This is a genomic window from Rhodophyticola sp. CCM32 (genome assembly GCF_004751985.1).
In the GTDB taxonomy this organism is placed as follows: domain Bacteria; phylum Pseudomonadota; class Alphaproteobacteria; order Rhodobacterales; family Rhodobacteraceae; genus Rhodophyticola.
Genome location: NZ_CP038492.1, coordinates 1,079,882 through 1,101,245 on the forward strand (window position 1 = coordinate 1,079,882; position 21,364 = coordinate 1,101,245).

Consider the following 21,364-nt stretch of genomic DNA (forward strand, 5'->3'; position numbering starts at 1 on the left):
CGGGTTCCTGAAGGCCCCGTTTGGGTACGAGGCGCTTGCCTCGCGGCATGTGGGGCTTTCAACATTTGACGTTGATGCCGTTAATGCCATGTTGGCGGATTTGCGCAACACGGCAGAAACCTTTGTGCGCGAAGGCACCGATGCGCCGATCAGGCGCGACGTGACAGCCTTCATGCGGTATCGTGGACAGGGGTGGGAAATTCCGGTGGCGCTGCCCGACCGGGCGCTGGAAACTGCGGATATTAATCTGATCCGAGATCGCTTTGCGGCCAATTATGCGCGTTTCTTTGGTCGCGCTATCGACGGGCTAGACGGGTTGGAAATTGAGATTGTGACGTGGTCGATGAAGGCCTCGGATGAGTTATCCCGCCCGCACTCGCAGCCGCTACAGGGGACGGGGAATGGCGTTCCGGCACCAACGACGCGGCCCGTGTTTGACCCGGCACAGGGAGTGATGTTGGGCAGCGCGATCATTGCGCGCACATCTTTGAAAGCGGGGGATCTGATCGCCGGCCCTGCGATCATCGTAGAAGATGAGACGTCAACAATCGTGACTTCGCCATTTGACGCCGTAATCCAACCGGAAGGCAGCATCTTGTTAACCCGGAAAGGGATCTGAGCATGGCAGGACTCGATGAAATTCGCATGCAGGTCATGTGGAACCGACTTGTTTCTGTGGTTGAGGAACAGGCCCTCACCTTGCTGCGCACCGCTTTTTCGACCTCTGTGCGCGAGGCGGGCGATTTGTCGGCGGGCGTCTTTAACCCAGATGGTTTGATGCTGGCGCAAGCCGTCACCGGGACACCAGGGCATGTGAACACCATGGCCGAAGCGGTGTTCCATTTTCTGGCAGAAATTCCGCGCGAGGACATATTTGAAGGCGATTGTTACGTCACCAATGATCCGTGGAAAGGCACTGGACATCTGCATGACATCACGATGGTGGCCCCGTCATTCAAGGACGGAAAATTGGTCGCATTCTTTGCCTGTACTGCGCATGTCGTAGATATTGGCGGGCGCGGTTTTGGCGCGGATGGGAAGTCTGTTTACGAAGAAGGCATCCTGATCCCCATCATGAAATTTGCAGAGCGCGGCACCGTTAATCGCGATCTGATCAACATTCTGCGCAACAACGTCCGCGAGGCCAATCAGGTGGTTGGTGATTTTTATTCGCTGTCCGCCTGTAATGAAGTTGGGCATCGCCGCTTGATCGACATGATGGTCGAGACGGGAATGGATAGCCTAGATGCCTTGGGTGACTTCGTCTTCAAAAGATCTCGCGCGGCGACACTGGAACGGATCGCGGCCTTACCCCAAGGCGCTTGGGATAACACGATGACGGTCGACGGTTATGACACGGCGATCAAACTGGCCGCCAAATTGACCGTCCGCGAGGCTGAGGTGAATGCCGACTTCACCGGCACGGACGGGGTCAGCAAATGGGGGATCAACTGCCCGCTGATTTATTCCAAGGCCTACGCCTGTTATGCCATCAAATGTGTGGTGGCCCCTGACATCCCGAACAATTCCGCGTCCTTAGAACCATTCACTGTGACCTCGCCAGTCAATATCCTGAACGCAGAACGCCCCGCGCCGGTCTCATTGCGGCATGTGATGGGTCATATGGTGCCCGATCTTGTTTTGGGTGCATTGGCCAAGGCATTGCCGGGACAGATCATCGCCGAAGGGGCGGCGGCGCTTTGGAATATCCATATCTCGGCGCGGCCACAGGCGGGTGTCGATGGACGCAATGCAGAGGTGCTGATGTTCAATTCTGGCGGCACGGGTGCCCGACCGGATCTAGACGGTTTGGCCGCGACCGCCTTTCCTTCGGGCGTGCATACCATGCCGATTGAAGCGACGGAACAAACGGGTCCGATCATCGTCTGGCGGAAAGAATTGCGCCCCGACAGTGGCGGCGCAGGACGGCTGCGCGGTGGCCTGGGCCAAGTGATCGAGATTGCGGCGGCTGAAGGTCACGAGTTTGATTTTTCGGCGATGTTTGACCGCGTCAACCATCCCGCTCGTGGGCGCGACGGTGGCGAAAATGGTGCGCCCGGCGTGGTCGAGCTTGATGATGGTACCAAGATGCGCCCCAAGGGCTGGCAACATGTACCAGCAGGCCGACGGTTGGTGCTTATGGCACCGGGCGGAGGCGGCTTTGGCCCCGCCAAGGAACGCTCCGATGATGCCCAAGACGCAGATCGAGTTGCAGGGTATCTGACGGAGGCAAAGCCATGACGAACCTGGCGCAGCGGATGAAACTGGTGAAACCGTCGCCCTCTATGGCGGTCTCGCAGGCCGCCAAGGCGCTTGTGGCTCAAGGGGTCGATGTGGCCGACCTTGGATTGGGGGAACCTGACTTTGACACGCCGCCCCACATCATTGATGCGGCCCACAAGGCCGCCTTGGCAGGCGATACGCGATATACGGCGACGGGCGGCGCCGCCCCCACAAAGGACGCCGTTGCGCATAAGTTTCACACTGAAAATGGTCTGACCTTTGGACACGATGAAATCGTCGTTGCAAATGGAGCCAAGCACATCATTTTCAACGCGCTCTTGGCCACGCTTGAACGAAGCGATGAGGTCATCATGGTCGCGCCCTATTTCGTGTCTTATCCGGATATGGCCCTGATGCTAGGCGGTGTGCCTGTCACCATTGCTACGACCAGAGAGAGCGGATTCAAGCTGACACCAGACGCGTTAGAGGCTGCGATTACACCGCGCAGCAAATGGCTGATCCTGAACATGCCGGGCAACCCGGGCGGCGCGGTCTATTTGGACTCGGAACTTAAAGCACTCGGTGCAGTTTTGGCCCGCCACCCTCAGGTTCTGATCCTGTCAGATGAAATCTATGAGCACATCATTTTCGACGCACGAACATTCATTTCGTTCGGCAAAGCCTGTCCTGAATTACAAGATCGGACGTTGATTGTGAACGGGGTTAGCAAGGCATACGCAATGACCGGCTGGCGGGTTGGATACGGTGCGGGACCAGGCTGGTTGATCAAGGGCATGACAACTGTGCAAAGCCAGTCCACCACCAACGTATGTTCCATTGCGCAAGCGGCCACTGTGGCCGCCCTGACAGGCCCGCAAGACAATATTGCGCGGTTTCGCTCGGCCTTTGAATCGCGCCGTGACCTTGTGGTGGCTGGCATCGCTGGGATCAAAGAGCTTGCTTTGGATCCTCCCGACGGTGCGTTCTATGCCTACATCGAATGCGGGGAGATCATTGGCAAAAAGACCCCCAGCGGCCTGATTCTTGCCGATGATGCCGACGTGACGAAATTTCTGCTCTACGAGGCGCAGGTGGCCGCCGTCCCTGGTGAGGCCTACGGTCTGTCGCCGTATTTTCGGCTGTCCACAGCCACATCCGAAGATGTGCTGACCAACGCCGTTACCCGCATATCCAAAGCCATTCAACGTCTGACCCGAGGCCCCCAATGAAACTGTATAATCGCATTCTCATCACCGGCGCTGCCGGTCGCCTTGGCACTGAATTGCGCAAAGGCTTGGCGCATCTTGCTGAACATGTCCGTTTGTCAGATCGCCAAGAGGCACAAGACCTGCAACCCCACGAGGAAATGATCGTCTGTGAATTGGGGGACTACGACGCAGTTCTTGCATTAACCTCTGGCGTCGATGCGATTGTACATTTTGGTGGCGCGCCCCTTGAGACGGACTTTGAGACAATTCTCGATAGCAACATCCGGGGCAGTTATCATATCTATGAAGGCGCGCGCAAAAATGGTGTGCGCCGGGTGATCTATGCCTCGTCTGTGCATGCCATCGGGTATCATGAAATGGGGGCACAGATAGATGCTGATGCTCCGGTGCGCCCTGATAGTTTATATGGCGTCTCCAAGAATTTTGTCGAAAGCCTCAGCCGCCTCTATTGGGACAAGTTTGGGATCGAGAGCCTTTGCTTGCGGATCTTTTCATCTTTCCCAGAACCGGCCGACCGGCGCATGTTGTGGAGTTGGATGTCGTTTGCCGATTGCGTTCACTATGTCGAACGCGGGCTTGAGGCCCCGCGCGTCGGCCATACAATTGGCTATGGCCTGTCTGACAATCGTCTGAAGCCCGTAGATGACAGCAAAGCCGGCCATATCGGTTATGCACCACGGGATACGGCCGAAGGGTTCCGCGAAATGGTTGAGGCAAAAACAGATTTGCCAGATGCCAAAGCCCCGGGCGTTCAGTACTTGGGCGGTTGGTTTTGCGAATTGGGCCATCCTGATGACGAGTCCAGCGCATGACTAATACCTACGATGTTGTCATCATTGGTGGGGCGGTGATCGGAAGTGCGGTAGCTTACTTCCTGATGTCCAACCCTGACTTTGATGGCAGCGTGCTTATCATCGAACGTGACCCGAGCTTTGCGACCGCATCGACATCACTAAGTTCCAGCGCCATCCGCAATCAGTTTTCAAATCCGGTAAACGTCCAGATCGGGCAGTTCGGCACGCAATTTATCCGTGATTTTGCCGAAACGATGGAAGTTGATGGTGAAAAACCAGACTTGAATTTCCATGAAGGCGGATATCTGTTCCTCGCCTCGACTGACGAACAGACCCAAACTTTGCGCGAAAACCACGCCGTTCAGAAAGGTTTGGGCGCGGATGTGGTCTTATGGGGTCCAGATCAGATCAAGGCAGCATTTCCGCATCTGAATGTCGATGATCTGCAACTGGGCAGTTACGGGCAATCGGGTGAGGGCTGGTTTTCAAACACCGGCATGATGAATGGCTACCGCAAAAAGGCGCGCGCGCTCGGGGCCGACTATCTGATCGACGATGTCACGGCGATCGCGCGCGATGGCGATCGGGTGACCGGCGTTACATTGGCAAGCGGTCGCGGCATCAAATGCGGCACAATCGTGAATGCCAGTGGCCCACGCGCGGCACTCACAGCGCAGATGGCCGGGCTCAACATTCCGGTTGAACCCCGCAAGCGGACGCTGTTCGTTTTTGATTGCGCGCAGACACCCGAAGGCAGTGCAACAGTCAATGGCGGCAAATTGCCCTTGATGATCGACCCCTCCGGGTCTTTCTGCAGGCCGGAAGGGACCATGTTCTTGTCCGGCACAGTGCCCGAAGAGGACCCAACCGCCGAGTGGGATGATTTTGAACCACGCCACGAAGAATTCGAACGGGTCTGGATCGATCTTGCGACGCGTTCGCCCAATTTTGAGGCGATCAAGCTCAAGAATTTCTGGGCGGGGCATTATGCGTTCAACTCGCTTGACCACAATGTCATCGTCGGACCTCATACTGAGGTGCGCAATTTCATCTTTGCGAACGGCTTTTCAGGCCACGGACTGCAACAGTCGCCCGCCGTTGGGCGTGGGGTGTCGGAATGTATAATTTACGGCGGATTTCGCACGTTGGACTTGTCTGCATTGGGCTTTGAGAGAATAGTCAAAGGCGAGCCGTTCCTTGAAAAGGCAGTGATTTGATGGACCCCAATGACACATAGCCGTCTGCGCCTTCCTCCTTTGAATGCATTGAAGTCGTTTCACGCGGCGGTTCGTCACGACTCTATTCGCGCCGCGGCGGATGAACTCCTGGTGACGCCTCAGGCGGTCAGTCAGCAAATCAAACTGTTGGAAGACACGTTACAGGTGACACTGTTCAACCGAAAAGGGCGGAGCATCGAGAAAACCGAAGCCGCCATCATTCTCGCACGTTTCGTGGACGCAGGGTTTGAAGAGCTTGCCGAAGGCGTGCGCCGGGTCACGAACCAGAAGTACCACAACCGTATCACCATTAACGTATCACCGTATTTCGCGACCCGGTATCTACTGCCCCGAATCAACCATTTCAGGGAAGGCATGCCTGATACGGATTTGCGCATGACGACCATGGTTGACACCCCCGATTTTGCCCGCGACGATATCGATGTGGCTGTGCAATGGGGCTATGGGGACTGGAAAACATACGATACCACACTCTTGCTGCAGGATCATAAAATCATCACCTGCACTCCGGATATTGCCGCCCAAATCCAAGCGCCTTCTGATCTTCTGAACCATACACTTTTGCACCCTGTTCTTCACAACTCTCTATGGTCGGATCTTTTGGCATTTTTGGATGTAGGCGACCAACCACCTGCCAGCGAAGTCGCCTTTCATGACGCCGCCACCATGCGCCGGGCGACGTTGTCGGGGATGGGAATCGGCCTCGTCTCGGAACTGGATGCCATCAATGACGTGCGCGCGGGCGATCTGGTTGCCCCCCTTGGGCTGGACGCACTCAAAGACTTGCCGCCGCGTTGTGTGCCCGGTTTCTATCTTGTTTTGCCCAAAGGACATCGGCGCGTGAACATCGTGGCCAAGCTGTGTGAGTGGATCACATCTGAAAATTGGGCGGAGGTGCCAAATTGACGGTGGGATCAGCCACGATCATCACAGGGGCCGCTTCCGGTATCGGTGCCGCGCTGACCAAGCGCTTGGCCGGTTCTGGTGCGCGCCTTACATTGCACACTCGCCACTCGAAAGAACGGTTGGAGGCCGTCGCTTCCGAAGCCCGCCGCGCAGGCGCTGAGGTTGAAACCATCCTCGGGGATCTCGCCAATGCTGGCACTTCATCAGAGATCGCTATGACGCATCAGTCCCGGTTTGGCGCACTGGATCATTTGGTTGCCAATGCAGGTTTCCCGATTTTGAAATCGCTGGATGACATTACAGCTGATGGGGTGGATGGCTCCTGCTCCAACCGGCGTCGCAATGCGCCATAATGCAGGTGTCTAAATCTGCTTTGAGAGGAGCCACCCCATGCAAGTTACCACAATCGGCGTTGACCTGGCCAAGAACGTTTTCCAAGTCCATGGTATCGCAGAGAACGACGATGTGTTGTTCAACAAGCCCCTGAGACGGGCGCAGTTTCTGCCGTTCTTTGCTAAATTAGAACCCTGCCTGATCGGCATGGAGTCTTGCAGCAGCGCCCATCATTGGGCCCGCGAGTTGACGGCCTTGGGCCACGAGGTGCGTTTGATCCCGCCGATGTATGTGAAGCCCTACGTCAAGCGCGGGAAGTCAGACGCGATCGACGCTGAGGCAATCTGTGAAGCAGTGACACGACCCACGATGCGCTTTGTTGCGATCAAAACGGTTGAGCAACAAGCCTTGCTATCGCTTCATCGGGCTCGCGACCTTTTGGTCCGTCAAAGGACGCAACTGATCAACGGCCTACGTGGCCTTGTTGCCGAGTTTGGCGTTTACATTCCGAGAGGGCTGGCTCGGGTGATTGGCTTCGCCGAAAACATCACCCTTGGTGAAGTGCTCGACTTGCCGGACATCGCCAACGAGGTGATCCGCAACCTGTCAGATCAGCTCATGGCTCTGCATAAGCGGGTCCGATGGTATGAAGAGCGCCTCAAGCAAGTGGCCAAAGAAGATGCGCGTGTCCGTTTGCTGCGCACGATACCCGGCGTCGGCGTGGTGACGGCCTCTGCGATCATCGCCAGCATCGGCGACGGGCATCAGTTCCGTAATGGCCGGGAGTTCGCCGCCTGGCTGGGCTTGACGCCTGCGAATAAATCCAGCGGAGGAAAGGAAAAGCTGGGGCGGATCACCAAGATGGGCGATCAATATTTGCGATCGTTGCTTGTCGTCGGCATGACATCACTGGTCCGACAAACACGGTCCCACCCCGAACGCGCCAGCAAGTGGCTGACGTCACTGCTCGAACGCAAACCTGCGCGTGTTGCAACCGTCGCCATGGCCAACAAGACCGCCCGGATCGTCTGGGCTGTCCTGACCCGCGATGAACCCTACAGCCCCCGTGCGGCAGCCTGAGAAGAAAGGAACATCGAGTTAGCAAGACCCGCGAGATGATGGTGCATAAGTCAGCCGCCAAAACCAGGACACCCCGCCGAATGTCCCGGGCGTCATAGCCCGCTAAGCTGTAAGGGACTTGGTTTGCGGAACCCATCAGGGCCAGCGGTCACAACCGCGCAAACAGGCCGGACACATGACTGCTTCTGACAAATGCACAAATCAGATCAAAAAGGACTTGCTATGCAGGAGCCATCCACACAGGACATTCGCTGCGTTGCGCTCGAACGTCCGGTTCTAGTCACCTGGAACTGTAATTCGTATCATTGTTTGAACTGAGCTTCAGGAGGTGATGCGATGGTTGGACGGGTTGCGGATGCGGTGGTGCTGAGCGATGAAGAGCGCCGCTTTCTCGAAGGTCAGGTTCGGCAGCACAAGACGCCCCGGTCTTTGTCGGATCGCTGTCGGATGATCCTGTTGTGCGCCGAGGGGCTGCCCAGCAAGGAAGTGGCTGCACAGCTTGGCGTGCACGAGCACACGGTGGGCAAATGGCGCAGGCGTTTTGCACAGGATCGGATCGAAGGCCTCACCGACGAATACCGCCCCGGTCGCCCGCGCACGGTGTCGGATGAACAGGTGGCCGAGGTGATCGAGCGCACGCTGAACACCATGCCAAAGGACGCAACCCACTGGTCGATCCGCTCAATGGCTGCCGCGACGGGGCTGTCTCACACAACAATTCGGCGGATTTGGAACGCATTCGGGCTACAGCCACACCGCAGCGAGACTTTCAAACTCTCAACCGATCCGCTGTTCGTGGACAAGGTGCAGGATATTGTCGGGTTGTACCTGTCGCCGCCGAACCGGGCTATCGTGTTGTGCGTAGACGAGAAATCCCAGATTCAAGCGCTGGATCGGGAACAGCCGGTCCTGCCCATGGCGCCCGGCGTGGCTGAGCGGAGAACTCACACTTACATCCGCCACGGTACGACCTCGCTCTTTGCCGCTCTGGATATTGCCACCGGTGCCGTGATCGGAAAGTGCTACAAACGGCATCGTGCAACAGAGTTTCCGGACTTTCTCAAAAAGATCGACCGGCACGTGCCCGCAGGCCCCGACGTGCATATCGTCATGGACAATTATGCCACCCACAAGACGCCGAGGGTCAAGGCTTGGCTGGCGCGCCGCCCGCATTGGCACGTCCACTTCACGCCTACGTCAGCGTCATGGATCAACCAGGTGGACCGCTGGTTCGCCGAATTGACCCGCAAGCAGCTACAGCGGGGCGTGCACCGATCAACCGTAGAGTTGGAGGCCGACATTGTGGCATTCATCGAGGCCCACAACGAGAACCCAACGCCGTACAAGTGGGTCAAATCCGCAGACGAAATCCTCGCATCCGTCAAACGGTTCTGCCAGCAAACTCAGCAAACCTTATGCCGCGAACTTTAGATACAGGTGACTAGGCAGCGTACTTACAAAGAGCTTCACGTTTCCAGCCTGTTATGATTCATTTCCCGCAAGACAATATGCGGAGCAGTGGAATGGCGCGGTCAGATTTGAGCGATTTGGAGTGGGAGTTCATCAAAGCAGTGCTCCCAAATAACAGCCGAGGGGTTAAGCGTGTCGATGATCGGCGTGTGATCAATGGCATCTTCTATGTCTTGCGCACAGGCATCCCGTGGCGCGATTTGCCCGATCAATACGGCCCCTACACAACGATCTACAACCGTTTCAACCGATGGACTTATGCGGGCATTTGGGATCGGGTAATGGAGGCGGTCGCCGATGCGCACAATATCGACACCGTGATGGTGGATGGCACATCGGTTCGGGTTCACCATTCTGCAGCGACGCTCAAAAAAACGACCCGCGTCGTTGCATGGGCCGGTCGCGGGGTGGGTTAACCACGAAAATACATGCACTTACCAATCAGGACGGGTTGCCGATCCGCTATGAACTGACGCCGGGCCAAGCCCACGATGCACCCCCATGCGAACAGCTTTTGGACGGGCTGCAACCTGGCCAATACGTTCTGGCTGACAAGGCATATGACGCGGATTGGATCCGCAAGATGATCTGGGAACAGGGCGCCATCGACGTCATCCCGTCCAAATCCAACCGCAAACTGCCCGCCGAGTTCGACGTCGATATCTATCGCGAGCGCAACAAGATCGAGCGGTTCTTTGGCCGCCTCAAAGCTTCCTTCCGCCGTATAGCCACCCGATACGAAAAGACATCTGCCAACTTCTTGGCGATGATCAAACTCGCATCCGTCAGGCTATGGTGCCAGTTTTATGAGTCCGCTGCCTAATTTCTTCGAGCGTGGGACGCCGATCCCGTTCACTGCTCTTGCCCGTGATACCCAGTTTGTCCGCCACTTTCCGGGCGTCCTCCATAGCCTGCGCGTTTAGTGGAAAGCCCCAGGCGGGTCTGGCGATGGAGAACACCGCGCCGAGATGCGAAAGGTAGTTGGCGACGGTTTGAGGCTGGACGCCGCTGTTCAGCTTCTCTTGCGCAAATTCGACGATGTCGGCGCTGGTTATCGCGTCACAGTGTTTGTCCGCGATATCAAAAGTCTTGATGCTCTTCAGAACCTGGGTCTTGGTCCGACCGATCTGTTTGTTGCTTTCTTGGACATACCTGTCGATGGCATCGGCCAAGGTCGGTGTCTTCTTGCTTTTCGGTTGAGTTTTGAGCGCATCAAGGGCACCGGGTCGCGCCAGACTTTCTTCGCGGTTTTCAATCCACGCCGCAGCGGTTGATCTGCGCTCGAATGTCTGACTTTCGCGAAGTAAGACTTTACCTTGCCGCATCACTGAGATTTGTGCGAGCCAAGCAAGCTATGGTGCCATTCTTGCGACGACGCTTTATGATGGTTCCCATGATTTACAACATGGCCTTTCATTTTACAACACGAGTTGTAAATGTAGCAGATCATGGGCCTAAATGGCAAGATATCGAACATAGACGAACTTGAGCACTCGGAGCTAAGTATTGGAAAAGGCCGTAAAATTTCAGATTGACGAAAGTAGCAGATTATCCATCGCCCCGATGATGGATGGTAGAGATTCATGCTCTATTTCAATGGGTTGCATAGCGTCGTGTGCAGCTCATGTTCATGTTCCGATCGCGTGATTTCGCGCTGCTTCGCGGATTTTCGGGTGCTGCTGGACGAGGTCTCGCCTTTCGCTGTGAAGTAGCATTCAACCCCTAGGGAACGAGCGGAGCGAACTTCGAGACGGTAGTCTGTCGACCGCACTTCGGCAAGGAAAGGTCGACGGTCGAGCACCGCGAGGTCCTTTGTCGTGTCCGGGACTCTCTGTCATTCGGTCCGACCAATGATCTATTTCAGGTAACTAATTGCACACTTTCAGGACGGCCGCCTCCAAGGCGAGGGCAGAGCTACGAGAGGAGTCCTGAAAACCGAGTGCCGCGCTTCAGCCAAAATTCCTGCGACAGAAGCCTTAGGCGCCATCGCAAACCGTTGAAATATACTGGCTTCCACGTTCATCCAGGCGTCGCGAAAGTATCTCACGCTGGCTGTCTGAAAAGGTGAAGTTACAGACATCCTTAATTTCACCACCTTCGAGCTCTGTGCGCGCATTCATCGTTATAGACAGACCGCTGATATTGCCTTCGCTAATCTCCGTAGCAATACGATGCCAAAGAACACGATTTGCGCGATCAAAATCAATTGCACGATACTCGGCGCCGGCGGCGTTGCGGCCTTGGATCAGTATTGGTGAAAAAGGCGTCGAGGGCCCAGACGATCCACTTTGCGTTCGTTTGTAGTCTGCGATGACGTAAAGGGTGACCGGAAACAATTCGGAAAGGTCTTCCGGAATGTTTGGTCCAGAGACATCGACATCAATCCAGAGCCTGCTAACCACTTCATTTTGGCCAATCGCGCCGGTATTGATGAAATAGAAGGGCAATATGACAGACAAGCGGCCACGAGGCTCTGAGTTGCCGTCTTCACTGCCCAAGCAAGTGCTGACCCTTGCCTCACATCTGAGTTCCACCACCCTGTTACTCGGAGCAATCATTTCCACTTCGGGGCCTATCTGATTTCGCCAAACTTCTGTTCCGACGGCGAAAAGCGAAAGCAGCAAGGCAATGAAAGCGAACCAATCTGAGATCTTCATCCTGGCGAAAAGGGACTTTGAAGAACTCCGAGGCGCATTGGCAGCGGCATCTTCAGCCTTTGTTGGCCCTGCGGTTTCCACGGAACCCTCCATCAGTCTGGATCGCAAGTGAAAAGAATGAACTGGCGTCCGCGCTGCAAATCATCTGAGAAAGGAACGACTTCACCTATTGCGGCAGCGTCCGCCCTAAGCCGTGCAAGGTCGTCTCCCCAAACAACCCGTGCCTCGCATCCGCACCCGTCATCCAAGCTGTTTCTGTCGCCATTCTGAGGTACCGTGAGCACTCCTACACCGCGATCATTCATCAACTCAAAGTTGCCTGACAAGGACATCTCCGGAACTGAGAAAGTGTCAGGATCGCACGTTGCCGCCTCATCATCACATCCACAACCGTCATCGCCGTCTGCAGACAGATAACGTGATTCAAAGTGATCTATCCAAGGCCTAATCGTTATTTCTGGATCATTGAGGCCGCCCTCAAAGGGGATTATTGACAGGCTTCGTCGCAGCCGATCACCTTCTTCAGTTTCGTGGAGCCAAGTTACAAACTCGTTGGGATCCGAGCCCCCAGCTGCGTAGACACCTGCGGAGACAACGGGAATGTTGAGGTTCCAGCCCATCGGAACATAGACCGTGGTCGCTTCTGGCTCGTTGACCGGATTCGCGAAACCAAACCCAAGTGGGATCATGTCTGTTGTTCGGACTGCAGACGGGCTCCCAGGAACGGTCAGCGTCTCACCTGTCAGCCAATCATTCCAGTCGCTGTCGAGCGTTTCAGTTATCTGTGCCTGTCGATCGGAGAGACCGCCCTGATCTAAGCCCAAGACCACAAGAAGGTCCGGGTCATTTGAAAGCGCGTCTTGCATAGCGTCGTTAAACTGGGCCTGATCATTCTGCCAACGAAGGGAAGGCACCGTTCTGACTTCACCGAAATCCGCAGCCAACGCTGTTAGCGTAGAGTCGGGAATTGTCATCCATTCAGGCGTAAAGATCACGATTCCGTCTGAAAATGCTGGTGAAATGCCACCTATCATGATTGAACATGTGATAGGAAGAATAGCTTTGTATTGCATGACTTTAACTCCTGATAAACTCGCAGTGCGATGAAACTCCAAGCCGGCGTCGAAACTCAAAACAGCTTGAGAACCTGAGTAATCGATCCTAGAATTTTCGCTGCAGTTACAAAAGAGTTTGCAATTGCAGTTCTTTCCGCAACGATCGTGTCAAGCTCAGACTTTGCATTTTTGAACTCATCGGTAACCTTGAGATACGACGCTGGACCGCTTGCGGTAAGGATTGCCATGTACTCTGCCTCCAATGCAGAAATGGCGTCTTTCACAGCACTTTCCTGCGCCGAGCTCATACCTGTCGAATGGCGTTCGACACGATAGAGGTCGCCCAATGCGTTTATGATGCGGTCTTTGGCTTTCTTGTTAGAAACGCTCATTGGGTATCCTTCCCTTCAATGGTTTCGACCAGAGCTTCAACTTCCTGCAAGATGGCCACGAACTCGGCAAAGGCCTCCTCTAGAGGCTTGTCCGCGGTGACTGTAAGTACATGCGCAATTCGAAGATTTCGCACCGCTGCTGGACCAGATCGGATCAGCTTAAGGTCAGCGTCAATCTGAGTGCGTCGCCCAGACAGTTCCGTCAAACGCTCATCGGCGTCGGGCAACCTGCGTGACGCCGTCAATACGCATCGGGCCGAGGAATTCCAACGCTGAGCAAACTCTTCAGTTTCTTCGCTGACTTGAGCCACGTCTCGGGTCAGCAAGTCTTCCATGAGGAACAGTGGATCAATCGCTTCGCGCATAATTTCGCGAATGCGCTTTTGGCGTGATGACTCGCCAATACGCCCAAGAAGAGCAAACGCTTGCCCAGTAGCATCGCCAATACGCGCATCGGCCCCGGCCGCTGTTGCAAAATCACCAAGTGCTGTTCCAAAACCAGCTCGAGCCTCCTCCAGCTCCGCCAGGCTTTGCCCCCGAGAAGCGTCAACCAACGCCTTTACGTAAGAGGTTAGAGCGCGCCCTGCGGCTGCTTGCTGTGAAGCAAGAGTTGTCACAGGCGCTCTGTTCGCCTGTACTCCGAGACTATAATCAGTTCCTCGCAGGTAATTGCACAAGTTACGATTTTCGTTTGTTTCGCGGTACAATTCACGTTGGAGGCGATCCGGTGTACCGGCCACCGAAGCCGCTGCAGACGCAAGACCGTCAAATTCTTTGGAAACTTGGTCGCTCAACGGCTGTGTGCATGCACCCAGTGCAATCAAGCTCGCTAAAATGAAGTTCGATTTGAGAAATCTCATATAAAAGCCCTCCGAGTAGCTAAGAGTATGTTAGAGGACCGACCGAACCGATTGGCGAAGTCCACGATCATGGCTGCACCAACACCCACTAACTGACGTGATCTAATTTTTGGACTAGCTTAGCCCTTTGCCATGAGAGAAGAGCCGAGCCTGGTCGAGGTCGAACAAAACATCAGGATCCAGTTCCTTGCCTGTCAACGCGAGCTCTTCAGTCATCATTGCCAAACTGACGAGGCCGCCCGCGACTGCTGTTGCGGCTGATGTTCCAGAAAACCTCGCAAAAAGCGAACCGATCTCGAGCAAGTTATCGCTATCATCGCCAGACAAACTCGGCGTTTCCGTTGGATTATAGCCTTGGCGCCCAAGAGGGTCCAAAGTGATGACGTCTCTGGGGTTGATTGGCTTATAGTCGGAACTTTCTTTCCGCAATTCCGGTAGCAAATACGCAAAGTTGTCGTGAACTGTCTTCTCGCGGTCACTGCGCGGTAATTGCGTGCTCAACGTCTTAATCATGCGTCGCCCCTCAACTATGGGAGGTGCATAACTCAAGGACTCGCTTGTTTCATCACAAGCCGTTACAGCCCAAATCTCATTATCATTCCGCTCGCAAAGAATAGCCGGGTATACCAACGTTCTCGAGTCAACATTTCCAGCAGCACAAAGAACAACTGACGTCCTACTGATCTCAGACAGTAATCCAGTGACTTCTTTCCAACAGTCGTGATCGGTGTGCACTTCAGGAGTAAGATCTGCCTCTGAAAATGAAATGTCATTTTCGTTCTGCTCCAATGGCCAAGTACCGTCGTTGGGCGAAGTCAGCGGTCCCAAGTCCACCGCGTCAGCCCAAGCTGCGGCAATCACCACCACATCTGGTTTGAGAGCTTCAACGTACCTCAATGCACCCAACACCATGTCTGGGTAGGGAGCGGCTGTCAGACTCACAGGCACGATTTTTGCGAACGGGTTAATGCCTGCATACGCAAGGTGAACGGTGTTTTCTACTGGGCCTTGAACGCTAGCACCTAAAGAGGCGGGTTTTTCGACCGTCGCATCAGAAGGCGTCGCGGCAATCAATCCCGCAACAGCCGTACCGTGTGCGCCTGGAACGTACTTTGCGAAATTTCTCCTCTTAGCCGCATCGGTAGGCTCGGTCCTGGAGAGGGAAGCAGTGTCGGGCGTTGGATCAAGAAGATCACTAAGAATACTAGCCGAGGCCTTGGTATTGACTTTAGCCCAACTCGTTCGGTCCAGCCCTTTGATCTGGGCTTCTGTCAACTTCCCCGTCGTCTGATCAGTTGGTTCTTTGATCAACTTCACACGTTCGTTAAAGTCAGAATCGCTCAACAAATAGGCTGGAACTGGAAAAACACCCTCATTGAGCACAGAGAAGTCCCTCATCCGCGCTTTGTCGATGCTGTTCAATAGGTTCGGGTGAGTGGCGTCCAGAGGTGTATCCATAACGACTACGACTGGCCGACGTACATCGTTTTGGACTTTAGCCTCTGCCGTGTCCCAGGCCTCAGAGGCGAAGGTCTCTAGACTTGAGACCACTTTTAAGTCTTTGAGAAACCAGCGAGCATCAAATTCAGGTCGCTGATTCCGGCCTTCTGTTCCCTCAGCCACTGCGGCAGCTCTTGCAGCTGCGTTGTTCTGGTCAGACATCATGGCCTCCTTTAATACCACTCGCGGCGAACGCGAAGAATTTGTTCTTCCAAGATTTTTTCCATAACTGGGGCGCACAGCCGCGCTAGTCGCTGACCCGCTTTCGTGTCAGAGCGAATGTGTAGGCCGGCATACTCTCGGTTCAATCCGACTTGACCGGCGGCTCGATAAAGGGCCAGAAGACCTGAATGCTCAGGCACAGCACGAGCAAACACCTCCGCGATTAGATATGACTGAAATGCGTGGTTAGAGGGATAACTATAGAAAGCCGGCACTGGCAGATAAGGCTCAATATTCGGATTGATGACGTGAGGCCTTTGGGCTTCGAAGCGTTCCTTGTAATAGAGCCCAATCACGTTTCCAAGCCACAGTATCATCTGAAACAGAACAGCTGTCTCGGAGTTTGGAGCCGAAACATCTGTTCCAAGTGGCGTCATGTAAGCGCTGATGTCGTTGGTCGCTTCAACTTCTATGCGTGAACGACGCCAAGCGCTTTCACCGCGCCTCAGCACTTCTTGCTTCTTCAAGACATCCAGCGTTTCAAGGAACTGGTCTTCGGGAGAACGGGGTTTTTCAAGAAAGCCGTCTACGTCGAATTTGTCCCAGCGAAATTCTTCGCGAAGATCATACAAGCGACCAAGTTCCACCCAGGGGGGCAAAATTTGGGGCCACTCCAATAGTGCGCTTCCAAATGCAGATGTTGAGTTTGAAGACACTCCGGCATTCTTGTGCAATCCCTTGTGGAGACTTTTATGCAATCCTTTATGCAGACCTTTGTGAAGGCCTTTGTGGAGGGAAACGCCTTTGTGCAGCCGACCTCCTAGCGAAATCGAAGCTGATCTACCCCCGAAATCATAACTTGAAGCCGTGGAAGTGAGAGCTCTAGTGAAGGTATCCCAGAGCTGTGGGGGTTCGATGCCTGATACGACGTCTCGAAAGTCTCTTGGCTGACCACCAGGTTTAGTATTGAGACTCTGAAACTCCGATAAGGTGCGGCTGATAACCTCTTCAGACATTACCGCTTTTTCATCACTTCTGAATCTCAGAAAACCAAGCGGATCGTTTTGCTCGTTGGGTTCTGAAGATATCAGGTCGTTTCGAACGACCAGCCGAGCCTTTCGTAACTCTCTAGAAACACTGTTTTCACCCACCTTACTTCACCCTCCAGTCTGAACTTCATATTAGGCTATGCCGTTGCAGCGTTATCGATACGTTATTTGCAAAAACAGGATCGCTTCGCTTCAACAGCCCCTCGACCCAGGCATCCAGGTCAAAGTCTGGCCTGAGCTTTAGGATGCTCCTCTTCATTAGCCTGGCATTGTCCGCGCTGTTGGTCATGGCAAAACCAATCATCGCATAGCGCAACGCACCAACGAATCTAGGCTTCTTGACTAAAGACGCATTCGACAAGCGAAGTGACTGTCTATAGTCCCCACCAGCCAGGGCGATCATCGAACCTGTAATATCGTAGCTATACCGCCAAGAACTATTGGCACTAAGATCGACGCATCTACTGTGGGCGTCACGTGCAGCGGACAAGTTGCCTTGAGAAAGGTGGAGCACTGCAAGATGATCCAGATTTATTGCGAGGTTCGGAGCATGCTTCCGCGCTCTTTCGAGAATATTCGTGCTTAGATTGTTGTCTGAACAAAGCATATGAGCGGCATAACCGATCAAGCTCTCGCACAAAGGACGCAACGAATAATTTAGAGGAACCTTGGATAGTATTCGGACAAGGTCGGAAGCTTCGTAGGTAGATGCCGGGTCGAAGCCCTCATGCTCTTTAAATATTTGAACAAAGACCTTTGCACTTTCCAAAGCCGGGCTATCGCTGTGTGCTAGCAATCGGTCGACCTCATGTTCGGTGGCTGTGACAGCCGCCGAATCAAGTGAGAACAGCGACGATAGAACTGCCCATGGCAAAAGATTGGCGTCGCAATCGGCATTCGACAGAAATAGGAACTCATCCAAAATCTTTTCAGCGATGCTCAACAGACTCATCGCTGTTGTCTCTTCCTGCATGACAACTGGAGGAAAGGCTGCAACAACCCTACCACTTCGCGGAGCTTTCAGCTCTAGTCGCAGAACGAGCTCTCTATTCTGTTTAGCTACAATCGGCTTTAAGACTAGAGTTCGAGCGCTGCTTTCAGGCAGGTCCAAATCGCCGACTTTGACGGTAAGACCTCGCAGGTCAAAAATTGACATTGGTGCCATACTGGCCAAATGGCCTAATAGCGCTTCGAGGGCGGCTGCTGAGTAAATTTCTCCTCTTGAGTCATTCGTTCTAAACTCGACTGGCAAAACGCCAAGCGATGTCTGATGCAGACGATCGACAACCGGTCGTTTGCTACGTTGGTTTTGTGCGTCGGTTTTACTACTAAGTCCTTTGGCATGCGGACCCGATCTCTGCTCCCGAAGCCATTCTTCGAAGGATTCAGCCCCACCTAATGAAAGATCCATGCCTTCCAGGAAGGTCTCTGCATCGCCAGTTCGATCGACCGTCCAACTGCCTTCCGCCAGGGAAATATAGTTCTTGCTAGATACGATGACTTCTTCACCAATGGTTTGAAAATCCCGGCGAAGCTGAAAGACTGCTGATCTCAAACTTCCGGCAGCTCTCCTTTGGTCCGCGAGTCCCCAGAAAAGCTCTTGCAACCGTGCACGGGAAACAGTCATCCCATCCGCAGCCGCCAACACAGCTAGCAGAGCGCATCTTAACATGCTGTCCGGGGTCACATCTTCGCCTGACATCAAAGACACGCGAAGAGGACCGGTCAGCCGGACTAGTAACCGTACTGGAGCCTTTCCCCCCACAAACTAACCCATCCCCCTTAAATGCTGTCATAGTCAGGTTGGCATAAAGGTGTTCTTCAAGCAATTTTTGGGATTGATTCTACAGGTTCCTCTGCAATTCGTTTCCTCTGTCGAGCGGTTATTCATCACTCGGACAGGGCCCTGATTTCGATTGCTCCAATGAAATTTAAGATAAGATCAGCGCCAGGAATTAGACTTTTTCAATAAATAACAAGCAGTTAATTTTAGCTAACGCAGAACTAACGCAGCGATTGAGAGGAATGATCCTACACCTTGCATGGAGCATTCCAAAAATTGGTACTCGTATCGATCCGGCACTTTGCAACAGTCAGTTTGCTCAACTTCGTCCTGTGCTGCGGATTCGAACTGGGAGTTTTTAGCAAGGTTTCGAGATGCGCCACTTCTTGCCGGCGTACATTTTGGCGGCATTCGGCCGTTCTCGAGCAACTTCAAAGTTCGTCTATTTTGCGAGGAAACCCATGAAATTCAATGATCCAAACCGCGATCCGCGCAGTGTCCGCAATGCAGCAACTGAACTGTCTACCGAAGCTCCGCTAGGCGATCATCTATCGAATGATGATGAGCAAAAACCTTACCTCTTCAGCTTCACCAAGGGCCTTGGTCACGGCTTGAACGGCCTGTTGAGTTCACCTCAAGAATTCGAGCAATTCACAGCCGGAACCCAAACGCATGAACCGACTGCCTTCGCCGATACGGTTCCCTATCGCGGTGACTTCCCCGGCGCTGATCTCTCCTCACTTCCTGTCAAACAGGATCACTTCCGACGGTGGGAAAGTCCAACGGCTGGCCACGCATACGTAATGGAAGGCCCGGACCCGTATGCAGTGACTATGCCACCGGCTCCTGAAGTGGGTTCGGCAGAGTTTGGCGCCGAAATGGCGGAAGTCTATCAAATGGCTCTGAGCCGGGACTGGGCGGTCGCGTCGTTCATGGATGAAAGTTTGATCCAGGGCCTCAAAGATTCTCAAGGAAATGATGTTTCCGACGCCTGCAGAAAACGAATTTCAAAAGACAATGAGAAAGTCGCTGATGCTGCCAAAAGGCTAAGCGAAATGCGTTGGTTCATGGGAACCGCAGACGACAACCAATCAACATTGCACAAACAACGACGTAGGCATGGCAAGCCACAATCCGCCGACAACATCTTCCGCGGAGCAGGGGAGGATAGCTGGTCAACTCCGTTCTTGTCGCAGTTCATGGTTATGGGTTCCGGTGGTGCATCCAGAGACTTGGAACGTCGCCTCAAAGGCAAGATCCAATATGGTGCGCAGAGGATCCCGCAAGAGGTTCGTGTCGCCAAACCGGGCAAAGACTACATGACAGGATGGCAGGATTGGCTGAATGTTCAAAATGGCCTTAATGCCAGGGCCACTCTTCCCGGCGCAGGTGATGATGCAGAATTTGTCGATGATGCCTATCGTCCGATGGCACGTCTTAGGGATCTAGCCACCTACGTTCACGACGACGCATTGTATCAAGCATATCTAAACGCGGCCTTGATCATGCTTGACGAGCGCTTCGACCTAGATCTGGGCATTCCGTATCATGGTAATGCCAAAAGGAAGTTCCCTTTCCCAGGAGCAATGCCTGGCGATAACAACCGAACGCCTTTCGCCTTATTCGGGCCGCCGCATCTGCTGACGCTTGTGACTGAGGTGTCCAGCCGGGCGCTCAAAGCCGTTCGACTTCAAAAGTTCTCGGTCCATCGACGTCTACGTCCGGAAGCTGCCGGCGCTTTGTTCCATACAGTTTACTCAGGCTACGAGCCTCATTGGGACGATCCGAACAGTCAGCCTTATGGTGCTAATGGCGACATGGATGAGGAGCGCGCCCGTGAGATGTTGGCTCAAACGGTAGCCGCCTACACGTTCCCTCAAGATGCTACAGTGCAGGGTTCGGAGCCGGTCTTAGAAGATATTCTGACCGATATCCGCAAGCACAATGAAGAGCAGAACGGGTCGGCACTCAAGAACTCTTGGTTGCTCCCGATGGCGTTTCCTGAAGGCTCTCCGATGCATCCTGCCTATGGGGCAGGGCATGCCACTGTCGCTGGTGCCTGTGTGACGCTACTCAAAGCATTCTTTGCGATGAAAAAGAAGGATGGAACGCCCGTCTATGTTGTTGAGCTAGGAGAGGCGGCGCTTGTCCCCGATTGTGGGACAAAGCCCGAGGACCCGACTATCGATCTTCTTGCAGTTCAGATTGACAATGGGCTGACGTTGGAAGGTGAGCTGAACAAGTTGATGTGGAACATCTCAAACGGACGCAATGTCGCGGGTGTGCACTACTACACCGACTATATCGAAAGCGCGCTACTCGGTGAAGCAATCACCATCGGGATCCTTCGCGAACAGATGCTTGCTTACCATCCTGATGAGCAGGTTGAGATGACTGTGCCATTGATTGTTCCCCGGACGCTTCCCGCTTCTCTTCTCAGCGGACAAACGCTGCTTACTGAAGCAGACATCGTGAGCGCTGTGAAAATCAACAGCGACGGCAGCCTTTCGGCGGCCTGATGCAGTCGCCGTCGAGCCAGACCCTCCCTTCTGGCTCGACGGCTCCCAAGGCAAAATCAATTTCCCGCGGTGAAGCCCATCATCTGATGGACGACTTGGAGCCCAACTGATGTC

Annotated in this window: 19 protein-coding genes; 11 read left to right on the top strand and 8 right to left on the bottom strand. The window is 54.2% G+C overall.

The genetic code is table 11. The features are described 5' to 3' along the window. Positions 1 to 124 precede the first annotated feature (124 nt). From E2K80_RS19915 to E2K80_RS05350, 10 genes are all read left to right on the top strand, one after another. Positions 125 to 619 (top strand): hypothetical protein, encoded by a 495-nt coding sequence (locus E2K80_RS19915; protein ID WP_338014580.1) that lies wholly within the window; start codon positions 125 to 127, stop codon positions 617 to 619. 2 nt (positions 620 to 621) lie between these two features. Continuing rightward, positions 622 to 2,241, top strand: a complete 1,620-nt coding sequence (locus tag E2K80_RS05305) for a hydantoinase B/oxoprolinase family protein (RefSeq protein WP_135373442.1) — start codon at positions 622 to 624, stop codon at positions 2,239 to 2,241. Then, complete coding sequence (locus E2K80_RS05310; protein ID WP_135373444.1) at positions 2,238 to 3,452, top strand: pyridoxal phosphate-dependent aminotransferase; 1,215 nt, start codon at positions 2,238 to 2,240, stop codon at positions 3,450 to 3,452. The genes E2K80_RS05305 and E2K80_RS05310 overlap by 4 nt, the downstream gene beginning before the upstream one ends. Then, positions 3,449 to 4,264: an NAD-dependent epimerase/dehydratase family protein gene (locus E2K80_RS05315; RefSeq protein WP_135373446.1), complete on the top strand. Its 816-nt coding sequence runs from the start codon at positions 3,449 to 3,451 to the stop codon at positions 4,262 to 4,264. The genes E2K80_RS05310 and E2K80_RS05315 overlap by 4 nt, the downstream gene beginning before the upstream one ends. Continuing rightward, a complete protein-coding gene (locus E2K80_RS05320) occupies positions 4,261 to 5,463 on the top strand; it encodes an NAD(P)/FAD-dependent oxidoreductase (RefSeq protein WP_135373448.1) in 1,203 nt (400 codons plus the stop codon). Before E2K80_RS05315 ends, E2K80_RS05320 begins: the two co-directional genes overlap by 4 nt. Positions 5,464 to 5,472: 9 nt before the next feature. Then, entirely contained in the window at positions 5,473 to 6,390 is a 918-nt protein-coding gene (locus E2K80_RS05325; protein WP_135373450.1) for a LysR substrate-binding domain-containing protein, read from the top strand. Between the two features lie 2 nt (positions 6,391 to 6,392). Next, entirely contained in the window at positions 6,393 to 6,743 is a 351-nt protein-coding gene (locus E2K80_RS05330) for an SDR family NAD(P)-dependent oxidoreductase (protein WP_238475759.1), read from the top strand. A 37-nt stretch (positions 6,744 to 6,780) separates the two neighbouring features. After that, the gene (locus E2K80_RS05335) at positions 6,781 to 7,803 is read left to right on the top strand and encodes an IS110 family transposase (RefSeq protein WP_135372313.1); all 1,023 of its coding nucleotides are present in this window, start codon (positions 6,781 to 6,783) and stop codon (positions 7,801 to 7,803) included. A gap of 336 nt (positions 7,804 to 8,139) precedes the next feature. Further along, entirely contained in the window at positions 8,140 to 9,234 is a 1,095-nt protein-coding gene (locus E2K80_RS05345; RefSeq protein WP_135372316.1) for an IS630 family transposase, read from the top strand. A 92-nt stretch (positions 9,235 to 9,326) separates the two neighbouring features. Then, positions 9,327 to 10,096, top strand: a protein-coding gene (locus tag E2K80_RS05350) for an IS5 family transposase (protein WP_168193246.1) whose coding sequence is annotated in 2 segments (ribosomal slippage) — positions 9,327 to 9,648 and positions 9,648 to 10,096 — 771 coding nt in all. Because the reading frame shifts where the segments join, the coding sequence is not laid out codon by codon here. Here the strand turns inward: E2K80_RS05350 and E2K80_RS05355 are convergent. The 8 genes from E2K80_RS05355 to E2K80_RS05390 form a co-directional block, all read right to left on the bottom strand. Continuing rightward, positions 10,059 to 10,598 carry a hypothetical protein gene (locus E2K80_RS05355; protein WP_210405428.1) on the bottom strand — a complete coding sequence of 180 codons (540 nt, stop codon included), beginning with the start codon at positions 10,596 to 10,598 and terminating at the stop codon, positions 10,059 to 10,061. The genes E2K80_RS05350 and E2K80_RS05355 overlap by 38 nt on opposite strands. Before the next feature lie 651 nt (positions 10,599 to 11,249). Next, positions 11,250 to 12,011: a hypothetical protein gene (locus tag E2K80_RS05360; protein ID WP_135373453.1), complete on the bottom strand. Its 762-nt coding sequence runs from the start codon at positions 12,009 to 12,011 to the stop codon at positions 11,250 to 11,252. Positions 12,012 to 12,022: 11 nt separating this feature from the next. Continuing rightward, complete coding sequence (locus E2K80_RS05365) at positions 12,023 to 13,003, bottom strand: hypothetical protein (RefSeq protein WP_135373455.1); 981 nt, start codon at positions 13,001 to 13,003, stop codon at positions 12,023 to 12,025. 56 nt (positions 13,004 to 13,059) lie between these two features. After that, a complete protein-coding gene (locus E2K80_RS05370; protein WP_135373457.1) occupies positions 13,060 to 13,377 on the bottom strand; it encodes a hypothetical protein in 318 nt (105 codons plus the stop codon). Then, positions 13,374 to 14,237 carry a hypothetical protein gene (locus E2K80_RS05375; protein WP_135373459.1) on the bottom strand — a complete coding sequence of 288 codons (864 nt, stop codon included), beginning with the start codon at positions 14,235 to 14,237 and terminating at the stop codon, positions 13,374 to 13,376. The genes E2K80_RS05370 and E2K80_RS05375 overlap by 4 nt, the downstream gene beginning before the upstream one ends. 114 nt (positions 14,238 to 14,351) lie before the next feature. After that, positions 14,352 to 15,899 (bottom strand): S8 family serine peptidase, encoded by a 1,548-nt coding sequence (locus E2K80_RS05380; protein ID WP_168193108.1) that lies wholly within the window; start codon positions 15,897 to 15,899, stop codon positions 14,352 to 14,354. A gap of 11 nt (positions 15,900 to 15,910) precedes the next feature. Further along, positions 15,911 to 17,050 (bottom strand): phosphatase PAP2 family protein, encoded by a 1,140-nt coding sequence (locus E2K80_RS05385; protein ID WP_135373463.1) that lies wholly within the window; start codon positions 17,048 to 17,050, stop codon positions 15,911 to 15,913. A gap of 25 nt (positions 17,051 to 17,075) precedes the next feature. Next, positions 17,076 to 18,635, bottom strand: a complete 1,560-nt coding sequence (locus E2K80_RS05390; protein ID WP_135373465.1) for a hypothetical protein — start codon at positions 18,633 to 18,635, stop codon at positions 17,076 to 17,078. 557 nt (positions 18,636 to 19,192) lie between these two features. On the opposite strand from E2K80_RS05390, the gene E2K80_RS05395 reads away from it, so the two are divergent. After that, on the top strand, positions 19,193 to 21,250 hold the full coding sequence (locus E2K80_RS05395) for a bromoperoxidase (protein WP_135373467.1): 2,058 nt from the start codon (positions 19,193 to 19,195) through the stop codon (positions 21,248 to 21,250). Positions 21,251 to 21,364: the final 114 nt, after the last annotated feature.